Consider the following 23039-nt stretch of genomic DNA (forward strand, 5'->3'; position numbering starts at 1 on the left):
CGCGGGCGAGTTCAGGTAGTGAAGGCGTGAACCCTCGTCGGCGGGCCCGATACCCGGTCGCCTGCGAGGTCCCGGTGGCGGGCGGCGGCGCCGGGCCAGGTGCCGCCGCCGGGACCGCCGCGCCTACCCGACCCGGTACGCGTACACGGTCGTCGCCACCGCGCACACGCCCGGCTGGACCACCTCGGCGCGCAGGGTGCCGGCCGCCGGGTCGTAGTCGACGCCCTCCGCCTCGAACGTGCCCTTGCACACGCTGCGCTGGGGCAGGGCGAACAGGCTGCTCACCCGGCCGGTGACCGGCTTGCCGTCCAAGGGGTGCGGCAGATCCACCTGGAGCAGCGGTCTGCTCTGCGGGAACAGCTGCCCCGAGGCGTCGTCGGACGCGCACACCAGACGGGTGGCGCTCACGAAGTCACAGCCCTGGACGTCCCGCACCGGCTTGTCCAGGCCGATCCGCCCGGCCTGCGCCAGCGTGCCCCCGGTACGCGGCGTCGCCGGGTTGAGCAGCGGCGCCGGGAACACCTGGAGCCGGTCCTGGTCGCCCCACTCGCCGGACACCAGCCACTGCCCGTCGGGCGAGACGGCGGCGAAGGAGTTGTTCACCTTCTCGCCCGGATCCAGCGGATGGACGTAGTCGTACCGCTTCCCCTCCGGGGTGGTCACCGCGTACATCTTCGAGGTGGCCGTGTCGGCGCCCTGGTAGGCGTCGAAGACGTAGCCGCGCGTGATGTCCGGATCGCCCACGTGGTTCCAGCCCTTGGTCCGCAGGTCCAGCGGGATGTCCAGCAACCCGCGGTGCAGCAGCGAGCCGTCGGCACGGCTCGCGAGTCCCTGGCCGCCGCCCAGGGTGTCGGTGTACGACGTCCCGGCCGCGACCCAGTGGGCCGGCTCGGACGCCGACGCGCTGGGGGCGGCACACACGAGCGCGCCCACCAGTGCGGTGAGCGCGGCGATCTGACGCTTCATCGGGCTCCTGTCACCTCGGTGGAGTCGGGGTTCGCATGCAACCACGGTTCGGTGTCCGGGGGGTTGCGGGGGCGTGATCGACGCTCCGGTTCCGGCCGTCCTCCCCGCGCGGCGGCCGGCACCGCCGGGCGGGGGCGTGCGCGGACGGGCCGCGGGCGGGGATCATGGGACAGGATGGGACAGCCGTGGCGGGACTCGGGAGAGGTGCGTGGGACGTGAGGCTGACGATTCTGGGCGGTGGCGGGTTCCGCGTTCCGCTGGTCCACGGTGCGCTGCTGACGGACCGTGGCGAGGGACGGGTCACCGAGGTCGTCCTGCACGATCTGGACGACCGTCGGCTGTATGCGGTCTCCCGCGTACTGGAGGAACAAGCCGCCGGTGTGCCCGACGCACCCCGGGTGACCGTCACCACCGACCTCGACGAGGCCCTGCGCGGCGCCGACTTCGTGTTCTCCGCGATCCGGGTCGGCGGCCTGGAGGGGCGGGCGGCCGACGAGCGGATCGCGCTCGCCGAGGGCGTGCTCGGACAGGAGACGGTCGGCGCGGGCGGCATCGCCTACGGTCTGCGCACGGTGCCCGTCGCCGACGACATCGCCCGCCGGGTGGCCCGCCTCGCGCCCGACGCCTGGGTCATCAACTTCACCAATCCGGCGGGGCTGGTCACCGAGGCCATGTCCCGGCACCTGGGCGGGCGCGTCATCGGCATCTGCGACTCGCCGGTCGGTCTCGGCCGCCGTATCGCCCGCGTCCTCGGCGCCGACCCGCGGGAGGCCTTCGTGGACTACGTCGGCCTCAACCACCTCGGCTGGGTGCGCGGGCTGCGCGTCGGCGGGCGCGACCAGCTCCCGCGGCTGCTCGCCGATCCCGCGCTGCTCGGCTCCTTCGAGGAGGGCAGGCTCTTCGGCCCCGACTGGCTGCGCTCGCTCGGCGCGATCCCCAACGAGTACCTGCACTACTACTACTTCAACCGCGAGACCGTGCGCGCGTACCAGGAGGCCGAGCGGACCCGGGGCGCCTTCCTGCGCGACCAGCAGGCCCGCTTCTACGAGGCCGCCGGACGCCCGGACGTCTCCGCGCTGGCGGCGTGGGACCGCACCCGCGCCGAGCGCGAGGCGACGTACATGGCCGAGAACCGCGAGAGCGCGGGCGCCGGCGAGCGCGAGGAGGAGGACCTCTCCGGCGGCTACGAGAAGGTGGCCCTCGCCCTGATGCGGGCCATCGCCCGGGACGAACGCACCACCCTGATCCTCAACGTCCGCAACGACGGCACCCTGTCCGCCCTCGACGCCGACGCCGTCGTCGAGGTGCCCTGTCTGGTGGACTCGGGCGGTGCCCACCCGCTGGCCGCCGCCCCGCTGCCCGCCCACGCGACGGGCCTGGTCTGCGCCGTCAAGGCGGTGGAGCGGGAGGTCCTCGCCGCCGCCGAGTCCGCCTCCCGGGCCACGGCGGTCAAGGCCTTCGCCCTGCACCCCCTGGTCGACTCCGTGAACGTGGCCCGCCGGCTCGCGGACGGCTACATCGCCGCCCATCCGGGCCTCGCCTACCTCAGGTAGGCGCGGCCGGGGGAACCCTTGAACGCCGCCCGCGATTGTGTTCTTGTGGAGCGGACGACTCGCTGATCGGAAGGGGACACGGGGTGGAGCCGACGGCCGGTCCCGGTCAGTTGCTGGCCATCAGTGATCTGCACATCTCCTACCCGGAGAACCGCCGCCTGGTCGAGGAGTTGCGGGGCGGCGAGGAGGACTGGCTGATCGTCGCGGGCGACATCGCCGAGACCGTCGAGGACATCCGCTGGACCCTCGGCACCCTCGCCGGCCGCTTCCGCAAGGTGCTGTGGGCGCCCGGCAACCACGACCTGTGGACCCACCCGAAGGACACCGTGACCCTGCGCGGCGTCGCCCGCTACGAGCATCTGGTCGAGGTCTGCCGGGAACTCGGCGTCGTCACCCCCGAGGACCCCTATCCGGTGTGGCACGGCGCCGGCGGACCGGCCGTGGTCGCCCCGCTGTTCCTCGGCTACGACTACTCCTTCCTGCCCGCCGGCTGCACCACCAAGGCCGAGGGCCTGGCCTACGCGGAGTCCACCGGCATCGTCTGCAACGACGAGTACCTGCTGCACCCGGACCCGTACCCGACCCGGGAGGCGTGGTGCCGGGACCGAGTGGCGCGGACCGAGGAGAGACTCGCGGAGCTGCCGGCCGACATGCCGACCGTGCTGGCCAACCACTACCCCCTGGACCGGCACCCCACCGAGGTGCTGTGGCACCCCGAGTTCGCCATGTGGTGCGGCACCACCCTGACCGCCGACTGGCACCGCCGCTTCCGCGTCGCCACCATGGTCTACGGCCATCTGCACATCCCCCGCACCACATGGCACGACGGAGTCCGCTTCACCGAGGTCTCCGTGGGCTACCCCCGTGAATGGCGCAAGCGCCCGGCAGCCCCGGGAAAACCGCGCCGCATCCTGCCGATGGAGGACGAGACCGGTGATCGAGGAGCTGCTCCCGGAGTCGGTCGTGGCCGTGGAGGCACACCGTGACGACCCGCTGTGGGAGACCCCCCTCCACCCGGAGGAGGCGGTGCTCGTCGCCCGCGCGGTGGCCAAGCGGCGCCGCGAGTTCGCCGCCGTACGCGGCTGCGCCCGGCGTGCCATGGAGAAGCTCGGCATCCCCGCGCGGCCCGTGGTCAGCGGCGAGCGCGGCGCCCCGCAGTGGCCGGCCGGCATCGTCGGCAGCATGACCCACTGCGACGGCTACTGCGCCGCCGCGCTGGTCCGCGCCACCGACCTGGCCTCCCTCGGCATCGACGCCGAACCGCACGGACCGCTGCCGGAGGGCGTGGGACCCTCCGTCTTCCTGCCCGCCGAGACGGCCCGCCTGGAACGGCTCGCCGGGCAACGGCCCGCCGTGCACTGGGACCGGATCCTGTTCAGCGCCAAGGAGTCGGTGTACAAGGCCTGGTTCCCGCTCACCCGCGAATGGCTGGACTTCTCCGAGGCCGACATCACCCTGAACCCGGCCCCCGACGGCGCACCGCACGGCACCCTGCACGCCGAACTCCTCGTCCCCGGGCCCCGGGTCGGCGACCGCCGGCTCCAGGTGTTCGACGGCCGCTGGACCGTACGCGACCACCTCGTGGCCACCACGGTCGTGGTACCCCGCGCCTGAGGGGCCGGCCGCCGTCGCCGTACCGCACGCCTGGGACGCCCCGGCCGCCGTCGCCGTACCCGGGGGCCGACGACGGCCGGGCGGGCGGCCCTCAGGCGGCGGGCGGGCACCATTCGCCCAGCAGCCGGAAGAACTCCGCCTCGTTGCCCGCGAGGCCGGCCCCCGCGAGGGCCGTCTCCGCCTCGGCGAGCACGCCGGGCGGCACGACCGCGGGCGGCGCCCCCTCGGGCGGTCCGTCGAAGGCGGCGCGCACCGTGTGCAGCAGCCGCAGATAGGCCTGGACGGCGGTGCGCTCGTGGTCGGTCAGTACGGCGGTGGGCATCGGTCGGCTCTCCCCGGATAGGCGTCACGGTCACGCGCCCTGCGGCGCCGCGCGCCGCATGTCGTACGACGCACCCGACCAGCTTGCCGTCCACCACTGACAATGGGGCGAAAGCGCACCCCGCGCCCCGCCCGAGTGCCCGTCAGGAATCGGGCCGCTTCACACTCTCCAGCAGCATGTCCAGCCATTCCGCGACCTTGTCCCGGTGCTGGTCGGTGGGCAACTGCGCGGCCCGCCAGGCGATTCCGCGCACCCCGTGGTCCTGGAGCAGCCGCTCCAGCGGGTCCTCGGCGGCCTCGGCCGCGGCCCGCTCCCGGTCGGCCAGCTTCTGCAACAGCTCCTGCTCGGTGCGCTGCAACGCGCCCGCCAGCGCCTCCGGGTCCTCCGCGGTCAGGAAACCGGCGTGCACCCGGAAGAACCGCTGCAACGCGTCGCAGTGCTCCATGGTGGGCCGCCGGTCGCCGTTGATCAGGGCGCCGGCCTGCTGCCGGGACATCCCCGCGCCGTCGGCGATCTCCTGCTGGGTGTATCTGCGGCCGTTGGGCTTCAGCCGGGTGCGCCGTAGCAGGCCCAGGCGCTGCAGGAAGCGCGCCTGCACGTCGGGTTCGCCGGCCGGGCGGCCGCTGAGCAGGGCCTTGACCACCGGCTCCGGCACGCCGCAGGCGACCGAGAGCCGCGCGACGTCGAAGACCTCGGCCTGGGCCACCCCGAGCCGCTCGGCGAGCGCGGTGACGCGGGCGACGACGGCCGGCAGCTGGGCGGTCGCCGCGGCGCCCGGATCCTCGTAGCCATCCGTCACCGACAGAACTCCTACGTCTCTCAAGGGCAACAGGTGCGTCCGTGCATCCCGCATGCTCGGTACCGGGTCCGGCGATCGCCGTGAACCTCCCGGAGATTAGCCGGTGCCCTGAACCCACATCCAGGTGTCGCCACAACTGTGGCGAATTTCAGCCGTCAACCGGCGTGGAATGCCACGATAGTTGACATCACCTCTCGTGGGGAAGCAGGATCGCATCGCCGCGTGAAGGCCGCAGAGGCAAGAGGGGTGACCTCCCGATGGCACATCAGGCAGGAGGGAAGCGGCCGGCGCCGCGGCCCGTCCCCGAGACCTCCGAGACCCAGACGTACCTACAGGACTACGGCGCACTGCTGGACACCGTCACGTTCCCGTCCCTGGTGGTGGACCACCGCTGGGACGTCGTGCTGGCCAACGCCGCCTTCGGCGTGCTCTTCGGCGGAATGCGCCCGCATCCCACCGCCATGCCGGAGGACAACTTCCTGCGGTTCGTGCTCTTCCACCCGGACGCCGGGCGCGTCCTCGGCGACCACGAGGCGGGCTGGTGCCTGCCGATGCTCGCCCACCTGAAGGGCGCCATGGAGACGTACGGCCACGACCCCGAACTCCAGGCCGTACGGCGGGACATCGCCCAGGACCCGCTCATGGAGGCGGCCTACCGGCAGGGACTGCCGCACTGGATCCGGGCGGTCGGCGAGCGCGGTACCCGCCTCGACGGGGCCGTACGCCTGCTCTTCCACCCCGACCCGCGCCGCGGCCCCACCGAGTGCCGCATCGTGGAGGAGACCCCCGAGACCCTGCGCGAACTGGGTTTCCGCAGGCTGACGCTGGTGCCTCGGGACAGCCGCCGGGCCCCCGCCCCGGAGCGCCGCCCGCGCAGGTCCCGCGCCACCCCCGCGCATCTGACGGTGGTCCCGCCGCCCGGGAACTGACGGCGTCCGGCGGCACCCGGCTGCCGGACTTTCACCTCGGTGTCACCTCACCCTTCCCTGACGTTCGCCGCTCTTGGAACACTCGCTCCGCGCACCTTCGCTCTGCGCGACGGCAGACGTCAGGACGAGAGGACCCCCACACCCATGCCCCAAGTCAACCGGCGGCGCTTCCTCCAGATAGCGGGCGCCACCTCGGCGTTCACCGCGCTGTCCAGCAGCATCCAGCGCGCGGCCGCCCTGCCCGCCCACCACCGCACCGGGTCCCTGGAGGACGTCGAGCACATCGTCGTCCTGATGCAGGAGAACCGTTCCTTCGATCACTACTTCGGCACGCTCAACGGGGTGCGGGGCTTCGGGGACCCGCGTGCGGTGAGCCAGCAGGGCCGTTCCGTCTGGCAGCAGTCCGACGGCACCAAGGACGTTCTGCCCTTCCACCCGGACGCCGACGACCTGGGGCTCGCCTTCATCCAGGACCTGCCGCACGGCTGGCCCGACACCCACGCCGCCTTCAACGGCGGTAAGTACGACAAGTGGGTACCGGCCAAGGGCACCACCACCATGGCGCACCTGACCCGTGAGGACATCCCGTTCCACTACGCCCTCGCGGACGCCTTCACCGTCTGCGACGCCTACCACTGCTCGTTCATGGGCTCCACCGACCCCAACCGCTACTACATGTGGACCGGTTACGTCGGCAACGACGGGCAGGGCGGCGGCCCGGTGCTCGGCAACGACGAGAAGGGCTACGGCTGGACCACGTATCCCGAGCGCCTGGAGAAGGCCGGGATCTCCTGGAAGATCTACCAGGACATCGGCGACGGCCTGGACGCGAACGGCGGCTGGGGCTGGATCGAGGACGCCTACCGGGGCAACTACGGCGACAATTCCCTGCTCTACTTCGACCAGTACCGCGACGCCCGGCCCGGCGACCCGCTGTACGACAAGGCCCGCACCGGCACCGACGCCCGGCAGGGCGAGGGCTTCTTCGACCGGCTCAGGGCGGACGTGCGGGCGGACAGGCTCCCGCAGGTCTCCTGGATCGTGGCACCCGAGGCCTTCACCGAGCACCCCAACTGGCCCGCCAACTACGGCGCCTGGTACGTCTCCCAGGTGCTGGACGCGCTCACCTCCAACCCCGAGGTGTGGGGGAAGACGGCGCTGTTCCTCACCTACGACGAGAACGACGGCTTCTTCGACCACGTGCTGCCGCCCTTCCCGGCCGCCTCCGGGGCGCAGGGCAAGTCCACGGTGGACACCTCGCTCGACGTGTACCGGGGCGGCGGAGGATACGCGGCCGGCCCCTACGGGCTCGGCCAGCGGGTCCCGATGATCGTCGTCTCGCCCTGGAGCAAGGGCGGTTACGTCTGCTCCGAGACGTTCGACCACACCTCGATCATCCGCTTCGTCGAGCGCCGCTTCGGGGTGCGCGAGCCCAACATCTCGCCCTGGCGGCGCGCCGTGTGCGGCGACCTCACCAGCGCCTTCGACTTCTCCCGCAAGGACGCCGGCGCCGTCCGGCTGCCGTCCACGGCCGGTTACCGGCCGCCGGACCGCGACCGGCACCCCGACTACGTGCCCAAGCCGCCCGCGAACCCCGAGCTGCCCCGCCAGGAGCGCGGCGGCAGGCCCACCCGCCCGCTGAAGTACGCACCCGTGGTGGACGGTTCGGCGGACACCGGGGCCGGCACGTTCACCCTCACCTTCGCCTCGGGCGCGCACGCCGGCGCGGTCTTCCTCGTCACCTCCGGCAACCGCGGCGACGGCCCCTGGACCTACACCACCGAGGCCGGCAAGACCCTGTCCGACACCTGGAACTCGGCCTACTCCGGCGGCGCCTACGACCTCGCCGTGCACGGCCCCAACGGCTTCCTGCGCGTCTTCAAGGGCGGCAACAGGAGCGCGGGCCCGGAGGTGACCGCACGGTACGCCGGCGAGCGCGTCGAACTGGTCCTCACCAACCAGGGCTCCGGCGCGGCCCGGCTGCGGATCGCGGACGGCTACGGCGGTGCCCCGGTGGCGGTGACCGTGCGGCCGGGCGCCACCCTGCGGCACACCGTGGACCTCACGCGCGGCCACCGCTGGTACGACCTGACCGTGACCTCGGACGACGACCCGGCGTTCGTGCGCGGTTTCGCCGGTCACGTCGAGAACGGGCGGCCCGGCGTCAGCGACCCGGCCATCGCGACGCGGTGAACGGGCGATGAGCCCCGCTCCGTGCGGGCTGGTCAGGTACCGGTCAGATCAGGGTAGTGTGCCCCGGTGACCACGCAATCGAACACTCCCGCCGGCTGGTACCCGGACCCGCACGGGGCGCCCCAGACGCTCCGCTACTGGGACGGCACGCAGTGGACCGAGCACACGAACAACCAGGCCCAGCAGGCGCCGCAGGCCCAGCAGGCCGTACCGCAGCAGGCCGCCGCCCAGTTCCCGCAGCAGCAGGCCGCCGACCCCCGGGTGCAGCGCCAGGTGCAGCAGCAGGCCGGGGTCGTGTCGAACGCCACCGGCGGCGGCACCCTGTTCACCGAGCCGGTGCTGGTGGTGAACCAGAAGGCCAAGCTGATCGAGGTGACCAACGAGTACAAGGTCATGGATCAGCACGGCCGTGAGATCGGCTCGGTCACCGAGATCGGTCAGGGCGTGCTGAAGAAGATCCTGCGCTTCGTCTCCAGCCTCGACCAGTTCATGACCCACAAGCTGGAGATCCGCGACGCCTACGGCCAGCCCCAGCTGGTGCTGACCCGGCCCGCGAAGTTCTTCAAGTCCCGGGTGATCGTGACCCGGCCGGACGGCTCGCCGGTCGGTGAGATCGTCCAGCAGAACATGATCGGGAAGATCAACTTCGCGATGAACGCGAACGGCCGGCAGGTCGGCGCGATCAAGGCGGAGAACTGGCGGGCGTGGAACTTCGCGATCGTCGACCACGCGGACAACGAGGTGGCCCGGATCACCAAGACCTGGGAAGGCCTCGCCAAGACGCTGTTCACCAGCGCGGACAACTACGTCCTGCAGATCCACTACCAGCTGCCCGAGCCGCTGCTGAGCCTGGTGGTGGCGACGGCCCTGACCGTCGACACCGCGCTCAAGCAGGACTCGCGGGGCTGGAACTGAGCGTGACCCGCACGGGGAGCACGCGACACCGAACACGGTCACGGCGGCCGGTGCGCAGGCACCGGCCGCCGACGTGTGCGCGGTCGCTCACAGGGCGGTGAGATGCCCCGGCTGTTCCGGTTGGTCCGGCTGCCGTCGCCGTCCCGGCCGCTCCCGCTGTATGGGCGGGCGGCTGCGCAGAGCCGGTTCGGCCGCCGCGGTGTCCGGCTCCAGGGCGAGCACCGCGGCCACCGGATGGTCCGGGTCCGCCGCCCGCTCGTGCGGGACCCGGGTGAGCAGCATCACGCCCCGGGCGGCCAGCCCCGCCCCGGCCAGCGCCAGCAGCACACCACCGGTGCCGCCGGCGAGGCCCTGCCCCAGCAGGGTGAGCCCGATCAGCGCGGCGGCCACCGGATTGGCCAGGGTGACCACGGCCAGCGGGGCGCCGAGCCCGCCGCGGTAGGCGGTCTGGGACAGCAGCAGCCCGCCCACGGCGAACGCCGCGACGAGCACCGCCACCACGATCACCTCGGTGCTCAGCACCGGTCCCGAGCGGTCGGTGGCCGCGACGGTCACGGTCTGGGTCAGCGCGGAGGCGACGCCCGAGGCGAGGCCGGAGGCGGTGGCGTGCCGCAGCCCGGGCCGGGCGCCGGGCCAGGACAGGACACCGACCAGCGCGGCCGTCGCGCCCGCGACCGCGAGCGCCGCCGGCAGGCCGAGCACCCGGGAGGGCGCCGGACCCGAGGCGGTGACCAGCAACGCGCCGAGACCGGCCAGCGTCAGCGCCGTACCGCGCCACTCCACCGCGCTGACCCGCCGCCCGGCCGCCCGCGCGCCGAGCGGCACGGCCGCGACCAGGGTGAGGGCGCCGAGCGGCTGCACGACGGTCAGCGGACCGTACTTGAGGGCCACGACGTGCAGCAGGGCGGCGCCCGCGTTCAGGCCCACCGCCGACCACCACGCGCCGGTGCCGAGCAGCCGGAGCAGTCCGGGGCCGGCGCTCCGGGCGGCGAGCCGCTCCTGGGCGACGGCGGCGAGCGCGTAGGCCACGGCCGAGACCAGGGACAGCGCCACGGCGACCGTCGCGGCGGCGCTCATCGGCCCGCTCCCGCCAGGACCCGTTGGCGCGGGACGAGCGGGCCGGTGCCGCGGCCCGCCCGGGTGGTGGCCCGCTGCGGCGGGTGGATCAGCGCGAGGGCGATGCCCAGCATGGCGGTCGCGGCGAGCGCGTCCAGCCAGTAGTGGTTGGCCGTGCCGACGATCACCAGCAGGGTCAGCAGCGGGTGCAGCAGCCACAGCCAGCGCCGGCGCGAGCGGGTGGCCGTGATCAGCCCGATCGCCACCATCAGCGCCCAGCCGAAGTGCAGCGAGGGCATCGCGGCGAACTGGTTGGACAGGTGGTCGGCGGCCGGCGGGCCGTACACGGACGGGCCGTAGATCCGGGCGGTGTCCACCAGACCGGTGCCGGTCAGCATGCGCGGCGGGGCCAGCGGAAACGTGAAGGGCAGCACCAGGGCGGCCGCGGTGACCACGGCGAGGACCCGGCGGGCCCAGACGTAGTGCGCGGGCCGCTTGACGTAGAGCCAGACCAGGAAGGCGACCGTGGCCGGGAAGTGGACGGTCGCGTAGTAGGTGTTGGCCAGGTGCACCACGGTGCCCTGGTCCAGCAGCACCGACTGCACCGCGGTCTCGTGCGGCAGGTGCAGGGTCCGCTCGAAGCCCCAGACGCGGTGGGCGTTGTGGAAGGCGGCGGCGGTGTGGCCGGTGGCCAGCTGCCGGCCGAGCTTGTAGACGAGGAAGAGCCCGGCGACGAGCAGGAACTCGCGTATGAGCCCCGGACGCGCGGCTGCGTCGGACTCCGTTTCTGCCTCGGCAGGCTCGGTGAGCGCGGTCATCCCCCGGCCCCTTCGCTGACGGTCGTTGTCTGTCGTGGCGAGCCGCGTGCGGCGGCTCCCCGCGGTACGGTGCGCGAACTTCGGATACGTCTCCGTACCGATACGCTGATGTACCGATACGGAAGTGTACCGATACGATTGAGTACCGGTACACTTGCGTATCGATTGAAGTGCGACACACTGGAAACCGGGCATCGCGCAGCGCCCGACACGAGTGAGGGGAAGCAGCACATGACGTCGCAGGCCGCGGAGGGACCGGAGTCGGTCGTCGCCTCGCGCCGCTCCAAGATCACGCCGGAGCGTGAGCGGGAGTTCTTCGACGCCGTGCTGGAACAGATCCGCGAGTGCGGCTACGAATCCGTCACCATGGAGGGCGTCGCCGCCAGCACCCGGTGCAGCAAGTCCACGCTCTACCGGCAGTGGCGCAACAAGCCCCAGTTCGTGGCCGCCGCGCTGCGCGCCAACCGGCGGGTGCGCTTCGCCGGCATCGACACCGGATCGCTCGCCGAGGACCTGCGCCAGACCGCGCGGGCCGCCGGTGACTGGTCCCGCAAGGACACCAAGCTGATCCAGGCCCTCGGGCCCGCGGTCTCCCAGGACCACGAACTGGCGCAGGCGCTGCGCGAGGCGCTGGTGTACCCGGAGATCGCCGCGATCCAGCAGATGATCGACCGCGGCGTGGCCCGCGGCGAGATCCGCGCGGACCATCCCGCGCTGGAGTTCGTCCCCGCCATGATGTTCGGCGTGCTGCGCATCCGTCCGATGCTCAGCGGCCAGTACGCCGACGCCGACTACCTTGTCCGATTCGTGGAGGCCACCGTGCTGCCCGCACTCGGACTGGGCTGAGACCCAGGCCGCCGTTCACGGGATGACTGAACGGCGGTCTGCCCGCGCCGCACCGTGGGGACGGGGGCGGCGCGCACCACCCGGCCGGGCGGGGTTCCCCTTGAGCGGAGGGGGAGCCCGCCCGGCCGGCTGTTTCGGGGCGTCAGACGCTCTGGCCGCTCCCGCCGCCCGAGGAGACCGTGATCCCCTTGAGGATCTCGTCGACGACCGACTCGTTCTGCCCGACGTCGACGCCGAAGCGCACGACCACCATCTGCCGGGCGTCGTTCGGCGAGGGGAAGGCGACCGACTCGACCAGGCCGTCGGCGCCCTTGCTGGTGACGGCCTTCCAGCGCACCAGATAGCCCTTCTGCCCGGCCACCGTGACCGCCTGGGAGGCCAGCACCCGGTGCGAGGTGATGCCGCCGTAGCTGGCGCCGCCGTACGACTCCTTCGCGTTGGCCGCGATGTCCGCCTTCGCGACCTCCTCCGGGGTGTCCCCCTCCGTGCCCAGCGCCACGGCGGGCGCGGTGTAGGCGCCGCCCGCGGTGCAGGTGTCGGAGCTGTTGCCCGGGCACTTGTAGGAGTCGTCCGAGGTCACCTGTGCGCCGACGCTGATCGTCTCCCCGGTCCAGCCCTTCGGCACCGGCAGGCTGATGCCGTCGATCGCGTCCGGCACCGTCCCGCCGCCCTTGACCTTGGGCGCGGGGGAGTGACCCGGGGACGGCTGGCCGTCGCCGGGGCCGCCGGGGCCGTCCTGGCCGCCGCCCGAACCGCCGGAGCCTCCCGGCCCGTCCTCCGGACCGCCCACCGGATGGTGCTGGGAGACAGCGCGGTCACCGCCGCCGTCGTCGTTCGTCAGCGCGTACACGCCGACCCCGATGCTGGCCAGCACCACCACCGCCGCCGCGACGGCTATCCCGGTCCGCAGCCCCCGCCGGGCGGGAGGCGGCGGGGCCGGATAGGCGGGGTAGCCGGAGTACGACGGGTAGCCCTGGTAGGCGGGGGCGCCCTGAGGAGGCTGGGGAGCGGAGGGGGCGCCGTGGACCGGGCCGACGGGCGGCACGGGTGCGCCGGGGAACGCCGGGGGCGCCTGGCCGGCGGGCGGCGCCGGAGGGCCGGGCGGTGTCCCGTCGGCGGGCGCCTGCGGCGTGGACCCCGCAGCCTCCTCGGCGTTCGGGGCCGCACCGGCCGGCGACGCCGGACCCGCGGGAGCCGCCTGGTCCGAAGCCGCCCCGCCCGTGGGCGGTGTCGCGGCCGGGGGACCCCACGTGGCGGCCGTGCCGGCGGGGCGGATCCGGTCCGTCCAGGCCGCACCGTCCCACCAGCGCTCGGTGGGCGGACCGTCCTGCGTCTGCCCGGGGTCGGGGTACCACCCGGGAGGAGTCACCTGCGTCATGGGCCCACCGTATGAGGCAACGGTGAAAGCGGGATGAGAGGATCTGCCGCCAATCCGATCGACCCGGGATATTTCGCTCCCGAAATCTTCGGCCAGTGGCACCCGACACAAGGAGAAGAGACGCTCCGGCTTCTCGTCGGCCCATGCGGCCGGAGCGTCCCGTTCCCGGTCTTCAGTGGCCCTTGGGCGCTATCGGTTTTCGAGGTGCCGGTGGGACGTCGCCCGCTGCTTGCGGGCCTGGTAACGGTTCGCCAGGGCGTGGAACGCCGCCTTGGGTTCCCAGGGCATGTCCGGGTACGTACGCGCGTCCGCGGGGTAGCCGCTGTGCTCGTCGAGGATCTTGACGATGCCGTACGAGGCGAGGTCGGGGTCCGGTCCGGACACACGGTGGGGAGTGCCGTAGCCGGCGAAGCTGAACCAGAAGACGGAGTCGACGCCTTCCTCCTCGAAGACGGGCATGAGCTCGTCGAGATAGCGGACCTGCTCGCTCTCGTCGCGCACCAGGTGCGGCTTGGGGGTGACCCCGTCCGGCTCCATGGCCACGTACCAGCCCGAGCCGCCGTAGTCGCCCGCTCCGCGGAAGGTGCAGCAGCCGACTTCCATGATGGCCACCGGCTTGCCGTGGGCGAACTCCTTGCGCAGGTCGTCGCGGTACGCGGCGGCGTTGCGCAGACTCCGGAAGGCATCCAGGCCGACGATGTCGAACGGGCTCCAGTCCACGCCGTCCAGGGGGCACGAGGCGTAGCTGACCGGGCCGGCGAAGAGAGGGCGCACGGTGCGGACGACATCGCCGAGGAACGCGTTGACCTTCTCGGGGATGGGCCGGAGTGCGGCCTCGCGATCGGGGCCGGCCAGGACCGGGATGCGCTCGTTGAAGGTGTCGCCGGGCAGGTATCCGCGGGCGAACAGGCTCAGTTCGCAGCCAGTGACAAGGACGACGTCGGCGCCGTCGTGGCGCAGGCGTTCGGCTCGCTCGGCGCAGTCGGCGAAGTACGGCAGCATCTGTTCGTCGGTCATCTCGCAGGGGAACGGCGAGAACCAGACCTCCAGCCCGGCGGCGGCCGCGTGCCGCGCGGCGGTCTCGATCCGGTCCGGGTCGCCGCCCGTGATGCGGATCGCGGTGCAGTGCAGGTCTTCGGCGATGATCCGCATGTCCCGTGCGACGACGTCGGCGTCGAAGACGGGGCGGGAGGTATCGCCGTTGGGAAAGGTGCCGGTGTCGTAGTGGATGCCTCTGCCTCGCATGCCGTGCGCCTCCGATGAGAATCCGCGTGTCGCTTACGGCGCGATCGTCAACTCTCCAGCGGCGTCAGAGTCAAGCCCGGACGGCGATCAGCCGTTTGAACCCGATCGGTGCTCCCTCGCCGATGGCTCGGTCCCCGGCAGATCGCCTTGTGGGCGGGACAGGCCGGACCGTCGATGCCGGCCACCCGGCCGAGCCGCCCGCCTATGCTCGGGTCGTGCATCCGCTTTCCGACAGCGGCAATCCGTTGATCGCGGCGTTCCCAGCCGAGCTCGCATGCGATGCCGAGGCGGTGCTGGCGGTGATGCCTGATTCTCGGCACCAGCCGCATGCCTCGTTCCCGGTCGTTGTAGCGGGCCGGCGGCTTTTGATCCCAGAGCGCCTCTACAACGACGAGCCGCCAACTGACGCGGTGGCGTCCCTTTCGTCGCGCCAACGGCAGCTTCTGCACTGCCTGTACACAAGGCACTGCGACGGGGTGGTCAGACAGCGGCACCTGGAGAAGGTCGTTGGTTCCACGGACCCATGGGTCGTCCCCTTCGTCGTGCAACTGGTCGGCGAGTACGTCTTGGAGATCCTGGTCGTCATCCGCGATGAGCTCCGCGTTCTCGCCACGCCCGGCACCTGTGGCCACCGCGCGTACGGGCAATTCATCGTGGACAACCCTGCCTTCTTCGCGCGCACTCAACGGCGGGTCGTGAGCTACTGGAGCTGCTACTACCGGGGCACCTATGTGAGCTTTCGGGGCTACCCGGGATGCGCTCTTCTCGACCTCCTCCGTTCCGCCGCCTCCGGCAGTGCGGGGCGCCCCTGGCCCAGCCTCGCTCCAACTGGCGCCTGTGCGGACGGCGACTGATAGGACCCGGCCGGGCGAGGTCGCCGCTCGTCTACAGGGGCTCACCGACAGCGGTACCGGAATTTCGCCGGGAGACGGCCCGGACTGCTGCCGGGTACGCGGTTTTCGTACCGACGGCCTGCCCGATCTCGGCCGCTTGTCCCCTCAATAATGGATGTATCCAATATCGCCTGTTCAACTTAACGGCTGGGGGTTGCGAGACCAAATAGTCGGAGGTTACCTGGACATAGACGGTTGACCTGGGAGCTGTGGCGCTCCATGCGATGCCCGTCGGTTACGCCGTTCAGGTGCCCGTTGCTCAAGGCATGCAAACACGGCCTATGTGGGTGTAACCGGGGCGGCCTGACGGAGCAAAACGCGAATCGTAACGGAAGTTCTGGTTCCGGCGACGCAATCAGGAAGTAAGCAGTCGTGATGAGAAGCCTCAAGCGTGACGGTACAGCAGTTTTCGCCTCGGTACTGTTGGCGGGGAGTGTGCTTCTGCCAACCACCGCGGTCGCGGCCGATTCAAGTCTGGTGACGAGGCCGCATCATTCGGGTGGATCGATCGCGATCCTCCCTCAATACACCGACAATTTCACCGAAAGTCGTAACATCAGTTTCAAAAATGGTGTCCCGGTCGGCGGTTGGTCATCGCTGACTCTGCACTCGGACGGGACGTACAGCTGGAGCGGGCACATGCACAACTCTGGCGGCGTCGGATACAACTACAGTGAGGCGTGTGTCATCCGCTTCCAGACGGGGGCCACGTACATCTTCGACGTCCGCGGAAGCATGGGCGGATTGATCGGCGGGTCGCGCGACTTCAACTGGCAAAGGGAAGGCCGCTTGCAAACCCTGCCCAGAGTGTGGGACGAGGCTTCGGGCTATATACCGAGCTGCTCGGCGCGAGCCGGCCTCGATGTCGGCGGCACGATCGATTCGGCAAAAGACGGTATTCCCTATGTCATGACGGTCCTCGCGGTCATAGGTGCCTGAAGTTCGAAGAAGAGGCGAGTGGCCATGGGGAATGCTCGTACACTCCGGATATCAGTCGGCCTCGCCGTGCTGACGACCCTCTCAAGCGTCGGTTTGATCACGGGTACCGCCCCGTCGGCTCAGGCGCTGATCAGTGTGAGTCCACAAGCGAGTTCAGCGTTCGGCAAGTGCATGAACAACTACCGGGCTGAGGACGAAAGCGGCGACCCTCTGAACATCGTGCGGTACCTTGAGTTCAATCCGCACAACGTGAAGATCGTCCTCAACAATGGCGCGCCGCAGGACCCTGGTGATTCCTTCACGAGGCCTGCCGACGATGATTGGGCCGACGCGCAGAACGGGTCGGGCACGGACAGCGTCATCGCCTGGAACAGCACGGACACTCGTCCGATGAGTGACGGCCCCCGGAGAGATCCCTGTGCACAGCTTTATCACGAGATGGCGCACGCACTGGACATGGCCCGTGGCACCCTGAACCTCCACTGGTGCCGTGGGGCTCCCCGCATACAAACCGACGAGGTCGTAGCCGTCTTCGCGGAGAACGCGTATCGCTCGTACCGGAACCTTCCTACGCGGACCGCGTACGGTACCGAGTCCGGTCCCGCGAAGTTGCCGGACTCCGTGGACGACTGCTGAGCTTCCAACCACCGCTTCGACAACTGGATGCTGGTGTGCGGGCTCGCCGCCCTCGACGGCCGCGGCTGATAAGCGGCTTCTTCACCGACTCCCAGGATGCCGTGGCCCGGCACCCCTTGAGCGCCCCGGCGACTTCGTCCAGCGTCACGTCGTGCGCGACACGCAGCCGCCTGTCTTGAACTTTCGCGACAGGTGGCCTACATCATCTGCCGATTGAATATTCAATGTGCATCTCGCATGATTTGCTGCTTTCTAAAGCCGTCTGTAAACTGAATGGAAGAATGTTCCTTCCGGTTAGACCTTTGCCCTCGATGGCCACCCGGTCGACCGTGGCAGGCCCCGAGTCTGCACGGTCCGTTCATCTATGAGGAACGCACATGGGTATCCTCGCTCACTCGAATCTGCGCAGCTGGCGGCCTCTGACTGCCGCTATGGCGACTGCTATGGCGGTCACCATCAGCCTCGCTGCTCCTGGTGTGACATCGGCGCAGGCAATACCCGCGCGCGCCCACAATGCGGTATCCGCAGTAAATTGCGCGCCCACTCCGCCTTGGGTGTCGGCCTACGCCTTTGACGGCGATCTGAAGATACAGGGTGGCTGCTTCACCCTCGGCCGCCATGTCTTCGTGATGGTGAAACACAACAGTGGCACTGTGTATTTCAAGAGGTGGGTGGTGGCCCGGGGAAACCCGAGTCTCGCCGGGGGCTGGGTCAACGTCAATACGCGCCTCCACGCTCCCTGTAGCGGCCCGAACAACGGATATGTTCGCGGGTACGACGAGTCCACGAACAAGTGGTCAGCCAAATTCCCCGTGACGATCTGCTTCCGCTTTGATTAGCTCGCCCCCCTGGGATGGTGAGCAGCAGTCGAAGAACTATCGGTACTCCACCAACCACCAGGTCGTCATCGACGCCGACACCCGGCTCGTCGTCGCCGTTGGCGGCCCCTGAGGCGACGGTGCCTACCACGCCATGCTCGGCATCGCCCGCCTGCACAATGTCGTCCTCACCGGTGAGGACCAGGCGGGACGTGCCTGGTCAGCCGGGCTTTGTCATCCCGCCCAAGGGGTGCGGCGCGGCGAGAGCTTGCGATGGCTGATCCGCCAGCCGTCAGCGGTTCGCACGACGGTGTCGTCGTAGGAGACGGAACCGCAGGAGCCGTCCGCCTTGATGCCCAGCCCCTTGGAACGGACCTGCACCCGGTCCTCCGCCCAAGCGGTTACGACGACATTGGTGACATGGTGCGCGACAGGGTTGGCCGCTCCCAGCGCCCATGCCGCTTCTCGGATGGCTGCCACCCCGGACAGCGGCTCCTGGCCGAAGTCGGTGAGGTCGTAGACCGCATCGGCGGTGAACAACTCCTCCAGCCGGTCAAGGCTTCCGTCGTCAACAAGATGACCATGCAGCGAGACCAGTTCGGTGATGGCCAAGCGATCTCCAAGAGTGAGCGACACACGCGTCCTCTCTGGCCCGGTGTGGAAGCGCCAGGCCGAGCATTGATACGACGTCAGCACGGCATCGCACCGCTCCATGCGTTCGGGCGCATACGACAAGAGCACGGCCGTGCACGTCGTGATCGTCCCTTACCGGCGGTCAGCCTGCCACCGACTTGTCTACCTGCGCCTTCAGCCGAAGCACGGCTTACGGGACAGCTCTTCTGGCCTCGGCTTCACACCTTGTGGCCGGCCCGGCGGTGCTGCGGGTGGTCGCGCGCGACCGCGTGATCCGCGCGCTGCCCGCCGGCGCGGTGAGCAGGACGCCCCCGCGGGGGGCATCCCGCCTCACCATCGACCGGGACGGCGTGCCGCTGTCGCAGGGCATCTCCGGCGCCGACTTGCCCGCAGGCAAGGGGTACGACTACCGCCACCGGTGGAAGTGGCCCCAAGGGACCCGTCGCAGGCCCGGCCGTGGCCCGGGTCAGCGGGAGCCCGCCGGGGGTTGCCGCTTGTAGAAGGACTCCTCCAGGTAGGCGGCCTGGTGCGGCTGGTAGGGCTCCTCCAGGTAGGCGGCCTCGTCCTCGTCGAGTACGACGTCCACCGCGGCGACCGCGTCGGCCAGTTGGGACGGCTTGGTGACCCCGACGACGGGTGAGGTCACCGCCGGGTTGCGCATGACCCAGGCCAGGGCGACCTGGGCCGGGGACAGGCCCCGCTTGCCCGCGATCTCGTGGACGCGCTCGGCCACCGCCTGGTCCTCGTCGCGGTAGAGGATCTCGCCGCCCGGGTCGGTTGCGGCGCGCGTCGTGGCGGTGCCCTGGGGCCGCGTCAGCCTGCCGCGCGCCAGCGGGCTCCAGGGGATCACGCCGATGCCCTGGTCGACGCAGAGCGGAAGCATCTCCCGCTCCGCTTCCCGGTGGATGAGGTTGTAGTGGTCCTGCATCGACACGAACCGGGTCCAGCCGTTCAGGTCGGCCAGGTACAGGGCCTTGGCGAACTGCCAGGCGTGCATGGAAGAGGCTCCGAGGTAGCGGACCTTCCCGGACTTGACCACGTCGTGCAGCGCCTCGAGGGTTTCCTCGATCGGGGTGTCGTAGTCCCAGCGGTGGATCTGGTAAAGGTCGATGTAGTCGGTCCCCAGTCGCTTCAGGGAGGCGTCGAGCTCGGCGAAGATCGCCTTGCGGGACAGCCCGGCTCCGTTCGGGCCGGGACGCATCCGCATCCAGACCTTGGTGGAGAGGACGACCTCCTCGCGCCGGGTGAAGTCCTTGACCGCCTGGCCGACGATCTCCTCGCTGCTTCCGGCGCTGTACCCGTTGGCCGTGTCCAGGAAGTTGACGCCGCTCTCGAGGGCCTGCTTGATGATGTCCCGGCCGGCGCCCGCGCCCAGCGACCAGGGTTCGCCGCCCCGGTCCGGTTCGCCGAAGCTCATGCAGCCGAGGGCGATGGCGGAGACTTGCAGGCCGGTCGTTCCGAGTCTGATGTATCGCATGGCTGCGAACCTAGGAATTGGAGTGCGCTCCAACGCAACCACGCCTCGGTCCGGAATCCGGAGGCGTGGGGCACCCGCACCCCTCGGACTCCGGCCCCGACCCCGACCCCGGCCCCGCGCGATTGTCCGGAATCCGTCTGTTCCCGGCCGCCGTTGACGCTCCGTCGGCTGACGCCCCTGATCGGGGCGGGCCCGCGTCGCCTGTCCGCCCGCGCTTTCACCCGGCGGGGCAACAGCTGCCCCGAGCCGCCACCACATGTCCCACCGGACGGCTACGCTCGGGGTCTGTACGTCATTCGGGCGACCTGGGGAGGTAACGGGATGACGGAGGGACGGCCGTCGGCGGCCGCCGCGGCTTCCCTGTGGGAGCGGGAGGCGGAGCTCGCCACCGTCGCACGGGCCATCGACGAGCTGCTTGCCGACCGGGAATCCGCGGGCAGCCTGCTGGTCTTCCGCGGCGAGGCCGGCCTCGGCAAGACCGCGCTGCTGGCCGAGACCCGCCGCATGGCCGAGAGCCGCAACTGCACCGTGTGGTACGCGCGCGGCGCCGAGACCCTGAGATCCGTACCCTTCAACGTCGTACGGCAGTTGCTGCAACCCGCCCTGCTGTCCCTGCTGCCCGAGGAGGCCCGCGAGTACCTCGGCGACTGGTACGACATCGCGGGGCCCGCCCTCGGCATAACCGAACCGCAGGAGGAGAGCGCCGACCCGCAGTACGTGTGCGACGGCCTCGTCGCCGCCGTGCGCCGGCTGGCCCGCCGCGAATACCCGCTCGTGCTGCTCGTCGACGACGCGCACTGGGCCGACCAGGAGACCCTGCGCTGGCTCGCCGCGTTCGCCGAACGCCTCGACGACCTGTCCGTCCTCGTGGTGGTCGCCCGCAGGCCCGGCGAGATCGGCGGGGACGGCGCCCGCCACCTCGACACGGTCGCCGCCGCCGCGGGCCGCTCCGTCAACAACCTGCGCGCCCTCACCCCGGACGCCGCGGCCGGACTCACCCGCGCCACCCTGGGCCGGCACGCCGACGACGCGTTCTGCCGCGAGGTCTGGGCCGTCACCGCGGGCAACCCCTACGACACCGTCGAACTCCTCGCCAAGGTCCGGGACAGCGAACTGTCGCCGGTGGAGGCCCGGGCCGGTGAACTGCGCGCCCTCAACCGCGCCGGGCGCGGCGGCGGACTGGTCGACCGGATCAAGGAACTCGGCCCGGAGGCGACCCGGTTCGCCTGGGCCGCCGCCGTCCTCGGCACCCGCATCACCCTGGAGTCGGTCGCCCGCCTCGCCACCATGGACGAGGACACCGCCCGGCACTGCGCCGCCCTGCTGTGCACGGCCCGCATCCTCGCCGTCCCCGATCCGGCGGGCGAACACCGCGGCGGCGAGCTGGAGTTCGTGCACCCGCTGATCGCCTCCGCCGTCTACGACTCCATCCCGCCGGCCGTGTGCACCGCCATGCACGGCGTCGCCGCCGACATCGTCACCGAGATGGGCCGCGGCGCCGCCGAGGCGGCCCGGCACCTCCTGGAGGTCCACCCGGACGACGACGAGGAACTGGTCGAACAGCTCCGCGAGGCCGCCCGCGAACACCTCGCCGTCGGCGCGCCCGACGCGGCCCGCCGCTGCCTCGAACGCGCCCTGGAGGAACCGCCCCGGCCCGAGATCCACGCCCACGTCCTGTACGAACTCGGCTGCGCCACCCTGCTCACCGCGCCCGCCGTCACCATCGGCCACCTGCGCAGCGCCCTCGGCATGCGCGGACTCGACGGCCGCGACCGCGTCGACGCCGTGGTCCGGCTGTCCCAGGCACTGCTCCACAACGACCAGCTCGAAGAGGCCGTCCGCACCATCGAGGCCGAGGCCGCCCGGCACGAGTCCGGCCCGGTCCGCATGCGGTTGCAGGCCTTCCAGTACATGTGGGAGGGCATCCACGGCGAGACCGTCGCCCCGGCCCGCTCCCGCAGCCTCGCCGAACTCGCCGGCACCTGCACCGGCCGCGACAACACCGAGCGCGCCCTGCTGATCCTGCGCGGCTTCGACGCCATGACCCACGGCGAGAGCGCCGCCGAGATCCTCGAACTGTGCGACCGGGCCCTGGTCAACGGTCGGCTCGCGCCCGGACTCGGCTGGACCGACCGGGAATGGGGCATCGAGCTGCTGATGATGCTCGGCAGCGCCTACGTGTACACCGACCGGCTCGACCGCGCCGAGAGCCTGTTCGCCGAGGCGCTGCGGGTCTACACCGGCGCCGGCTGGCACGGCGGCCACCTCTCCCTGGCCAACGCCTATCTGGGGCTCGCCTACCGCAGACAGGGCCGCCTCAGGGACGCCGAGGACCATCTGCGCGAGGCCCTCGTGCTCGCCGAACGCGTCGGCCGCCGCCTGCCGTTGCACTGGTCGGCCACCTGCGGGCTGGTCGACACCCTGCTCGCCCGCGGCCGGGCGGAGGAGGCCTGGTCGGTCGCCGAGCAGTACGGCTTCGCCCCGCCCTACCCCTCCACCATCGTCCTGCCGGACGTGCGCTGTGTACGCGGTCGGCTGCTCCTCGCGGTAGGCCGCACCGAGGAGGGGATCAACGAGCTGGAGGCCGCCGAGAAGACCGCCGTCTCCCGGGGCGGCCACAACCCCGTGCTCGCGCCGTGGTCGGTCGACCTCGCCAGGGCCCTCGCGGGACGGGACCCGGCCCGCGCCGCCCGGCTCGCCGCCGACGCCCGCCGGCAGGCCGAGCGGTTCGGCACCGACACCGCCATCGGCGAGGCCCTGCGCTGTGCGGCCGCCCTCGAAACCGGTCGCCGCGCAGCGGAGTTGGCCGCTCGCGCCGTCGCCTATCTGGAGGCCTCGCCCTCCCAGTACGAACACGCGGCCGCCCGCATCGAACACGGCATCCTCGCCCGCTCCGCCGCCGATCTGCGCCGCGGCCTCGACCTGGCCCGCTCCTGCGGGGCCGACGGGCTGGCGGCCCAGGCGAGCGAGGCGCTGACAGCGCAAGGGCTCAGATGACGGACGCGGACC

The 23039-nt window shown here is 71.3% G+C and carries 20 protein-coding genes and 1 pseudogene; 12 read left to right on the forward strand and 9 right to left on the reverse strand.

Annotated elements, in window-relative coordinates:
* Nucleotides 1–123: 123 nt before the first annotated feature.
* Nucleotides 124–966 carry a hypothetical protein gene (locus ACSP97_RS29700; protein ID WP_440555101.1) on the reverse strand — a complete coding sequence of 281 codons (843 nt, stop codon included), beginning with the start codon at nt 964–966 and terminating at the stop codon, nt 124–126.
* A gap of 215 nt (nt 967–1181) precedes the next feature.
* On the opposite strand from ACSP97_RS29700, the gene ACSP97_RS29705 reads away from it, so the two are divergent.
* The 3 genes from ACSP97_RS29705 to ACSP97_RS29715 all read left to right on the forward strand — a co-directional run bounded on the left by ACSP97_RS29705 (nt 1182) and on the right by ACSP97_RS29715 (nt 4133).
* On the forward strand, nt 1182–2519 hold the full coding sequence (locus ACSP97_RS29705; RefSeq protein ID WP_355152035.1) for a 6-phospho-beta-glucosidase: 1338 nt from the start codon (nt 1182–1184) through the stop codon (nt 2517–2519).
* Nucleotides 2520–2602: 83 nt separating this feature from the next.
* Entirely contained in the window at nt 2603–3505 is a 903-nt protein-coding gene (locus ACSP97_RS29710; RefSeq protein WP_355532337.1) for a metallophosphoesterase family protein, read from the forward strand.
* Entirely contained in the window at nt 3453–4133 is a 681-nt protein-coding gene (locus ACSP97_RS29715; RefSeq protein WP_355152033.1) for a 4'-phosphopantetheinyl transferase family protein, read from the forward strand. The genes ACSP97_RS29710 and ACSP97_RS29715 overlap by 53 nt, the downstream gene beginning before the upstream one ends.
* Nucleotides 4134–4224: 91 nt before the next feature.
* On the opposite strand, the gene ACSP97_RS29720 is transcribed toward ACSP97_RS29715, so the two are convergent.
* Both ACSP97_RS29720 and ACSP97_RS29725 read right to left on the reverse strand, forming a co-directional pair.
* Nucleotides 4225–4455, reverse strand: a complete 231-nt coding sequence (locus ACSP97_RS29720) for a hypothetical protein (protein WP_146466622.1) — start codon at nt 4453–4455, stop codon at nt 4225–4227.
* A 142-nt stretch (nt 4456–4597) separates the two neighbouring features.
* Complete coding sequence (locus ACSP97_RS29725) at nt 4598–5254, reverse strand: helix-turn-helix domain-containing protein (protein WP_070029507.1); 657 nt, start codon at nt 5252–5254, stop codon at nt 4598–4600.
* 257 nt (nt 5255–5511) lie between these two features.
* Between ACSP97_RS29725 and ACSP97_RS29730 the strand changes: the two genes are divergently transcribed.
* The 3 genes from ACSP97_RS29730 (at nt 5512) to ACSP97_RS29740 (ending at nt 9291) form a co-directional block, all read left to right on the forward strand.
* Nucleotides 5512–6183, forward strand: coding sequence for an MmyB family transcriptional regulator (locus tag ACSP97_RS29730; protein WP_355152032.1), 672 nt, complete (start codon nt 5512–5514; stop codon nt 6181–6183).
* A gap of 144 nt (nt 6184–6327) precedes the next feature.
* A complete protein-coding gene (locus ACSP97_RS29735; protein ID WP_388294631.1) occupies nt 6328–8376 on the forward strand; it encodes a phosphocholine-specific phospholipase C in 2049 nt (682 codons plus the stop codon).
* Between the two features lie 66 nt (nt 8377–8442).
* On the forward strand, nt 8443–9291 hold the full coding sequence (locus ACSP97_RS29740; RefSeq protein ID WP_355152030.1) for a phospholipid scramblase-related protein: 849 nt from the start codon (nt 8443–8445) through the stop codon (nt 9289–9291).
* A gap of 87 nt (nt 9292–9378) precedes the next feature.
* On the opposite strand, the gene ACSP97_RS29745 is transcribed toward ACSP97_RS29740, so the two are convergent.
* On the reverse strand, nt 9379–10368 hold the full coding sequence (locus ACSP97_RS29745; RefSeq protein ID WP_440555106.1) for a hypothetical protein: 990 nt from the start codon (nt 10366–10368) through the stop codon (nt 9379–9381).
* Entirely contained in the window at nt 10365–11165 is an 801-nt protein-coding gene (locus tag ACSP97_RS29750; protein WP_358294709.1) for a phosphatase PAP2 family protein, read from the reverse strand. The genes ACSP97_RS29745 and ACSP97_RS29750 overlap by 4 nt, the downstream gene beginning before the upstream one ends.
* A gap of 231 nt (nt 11166–11396) precedes the next feature.
* On the opposite strand from ACSP97_RS29750, the gene ACSP97_RS29755 reads away from it, so the two are divergent.
* A complete protein-coding gene (locus tag ACSP97_RS29755) occupies nt 11397–12011 on the forward strand; it encodes a TetR/AcrR family transcriptional regulator (RefSeq protein ID WP_355322798.1) in 615 nt (204 codons plus the stop codon).
* Between the two features lie 142 nt (nt 12012–12153).
* Here ACSP97_RS29755 and ACSP97_RS29760 read toward each other — a convergent pair whose 3' ends face one another.
* Together ACSP97_RS29760 and ACSP97_RS29765 are read right to left on the reverse strand one after the other, a co-directional pair.
* On the reverse strand, nt 12154–13389 hold the full coding sequence (locus ACSP97_RS29760; RefSeq protein ID WP_355532329.1) for a DUF2510 domain-containing protein: 1236 nt from the start codon (nt 13387–13389) through the stop codon (nt 12154–12156).
* 189 nt (nt 13390–13578) lie between these two features.
* Nucleotides 13579–14634 (reverse strand): hypothetical protein, encoded by a 1056-nt coding sequence (locus ACSP97_RS29765; protein ID WP_440555108.1) that lies wholly within the window; start codon nt 14632–14634, stop codon nt 13579–13581.
* Nucleotides 14635–14849: 215 nt separating this feature from the next.
* On the opposite strand from ACSP97_RS29765, the gene ACSP97_RS29770 reads away from it, so the two are divergent.
* From ACSP97_RS29770 to ACSP97_RS29785, 4 genes and pseudogenes are all read left to right on the forward strand, one after another.
* On the forward strand, nt 14850–15488 hold the full coding sequence (locus tag ACSP97_RS29770; protein ID WP_440555111.1) for a hypothetical protein: 639 nt from the start codon (nt 14850–14852) through the stop codon (nt 15486–15488).
* 414 nt (nt 15489–15902) lie between these two features.
* Nucleotides 15903–16466 carry a hypothetical protein gene (locus ACSP97_RS29775; RefSeq protein ID WP_355152023.1) on the forward strand — a complete coding sequence of 188 codons (564 nt, stop codon included), beginning with the start codon at nt 15903–15905 and terminating at the stop codon, nt 16464–16466.
* A 66-nt stretch (nt 16467–16532) separates the two neighbouring features.
* Nucleotides 16533–17102, forward strand: a complete 570-nt coding sequence (locus ACSP97_RS29780; RefSeq protein WP_440555113.1) for a M91 family zinc metallopeptidase — start codon at nt 16533–16535, stop codon at nt 17100–17102.
* Between the two features lie 861 nt (nt 17103–17963).
* A pseudogene (locus tag ACSP97_RS29785) lies at nt 17964–18050 on the forward strand (IS5/IS1182 family transposase); the annotation flags it as partial.
* 104 nt (nt 18051–18154) lie between these two features.
* Here ACSP97_RS29785 and ACSP97_RS29790 read toward each other — a convergent pair.
* Nucleotides 18155–18532: a nuclear transport factor 2 family protein gene (locus tag ACSP97_RS29790; protein ID WP_440555115.1), complete on the reverse strand. Its 378-nt coding sequence runs from the start codon at nt 18530–18532 to the stop codon at nt 18155–18157.
* 487 nt (nt 18533–19019) lie between these two features.
* Nucleotides 19020–20030, reverse strand: a complete 1011-nt coding sequence (locus ACSP97_RS29795; RefSeq protein ID WP_440555117.1) for an aldo/keto reductase — start codon at nt 20028–20030, stop codon at nt 19020–19022.
* Nucleotides 20031–20351: 321 nt separating this feature from the next.
* Here ACSP97_RS29795 and ACSP97_RS29800 point away from each other — a divergent pair, with 321 nt between their 5' ends.
* On the forward strand, nt 20352–23027 hold the full coding sequence (locus ACSP97_RS29800) for an ATP-binding protein (RefSeq protein ID WP_440555119.1): 2676 nt from the start codon (nt 20352–20354) through the stop codon (nt 23025–23027).
* Nucleotides 23028–23039 lie beyond the last annotated feature (12 nt).

The sequence above is a fragment of the Streptomyces sp. SCPE 10 genome, assembly GCF_051980735.1.
Taxonomy (GTDB): Bacteria; Actinomycetota; Actinomycetes; order Streptomycetales; family Streptomycetaceae; genus Streptomyces; species Streptomyces misionensis.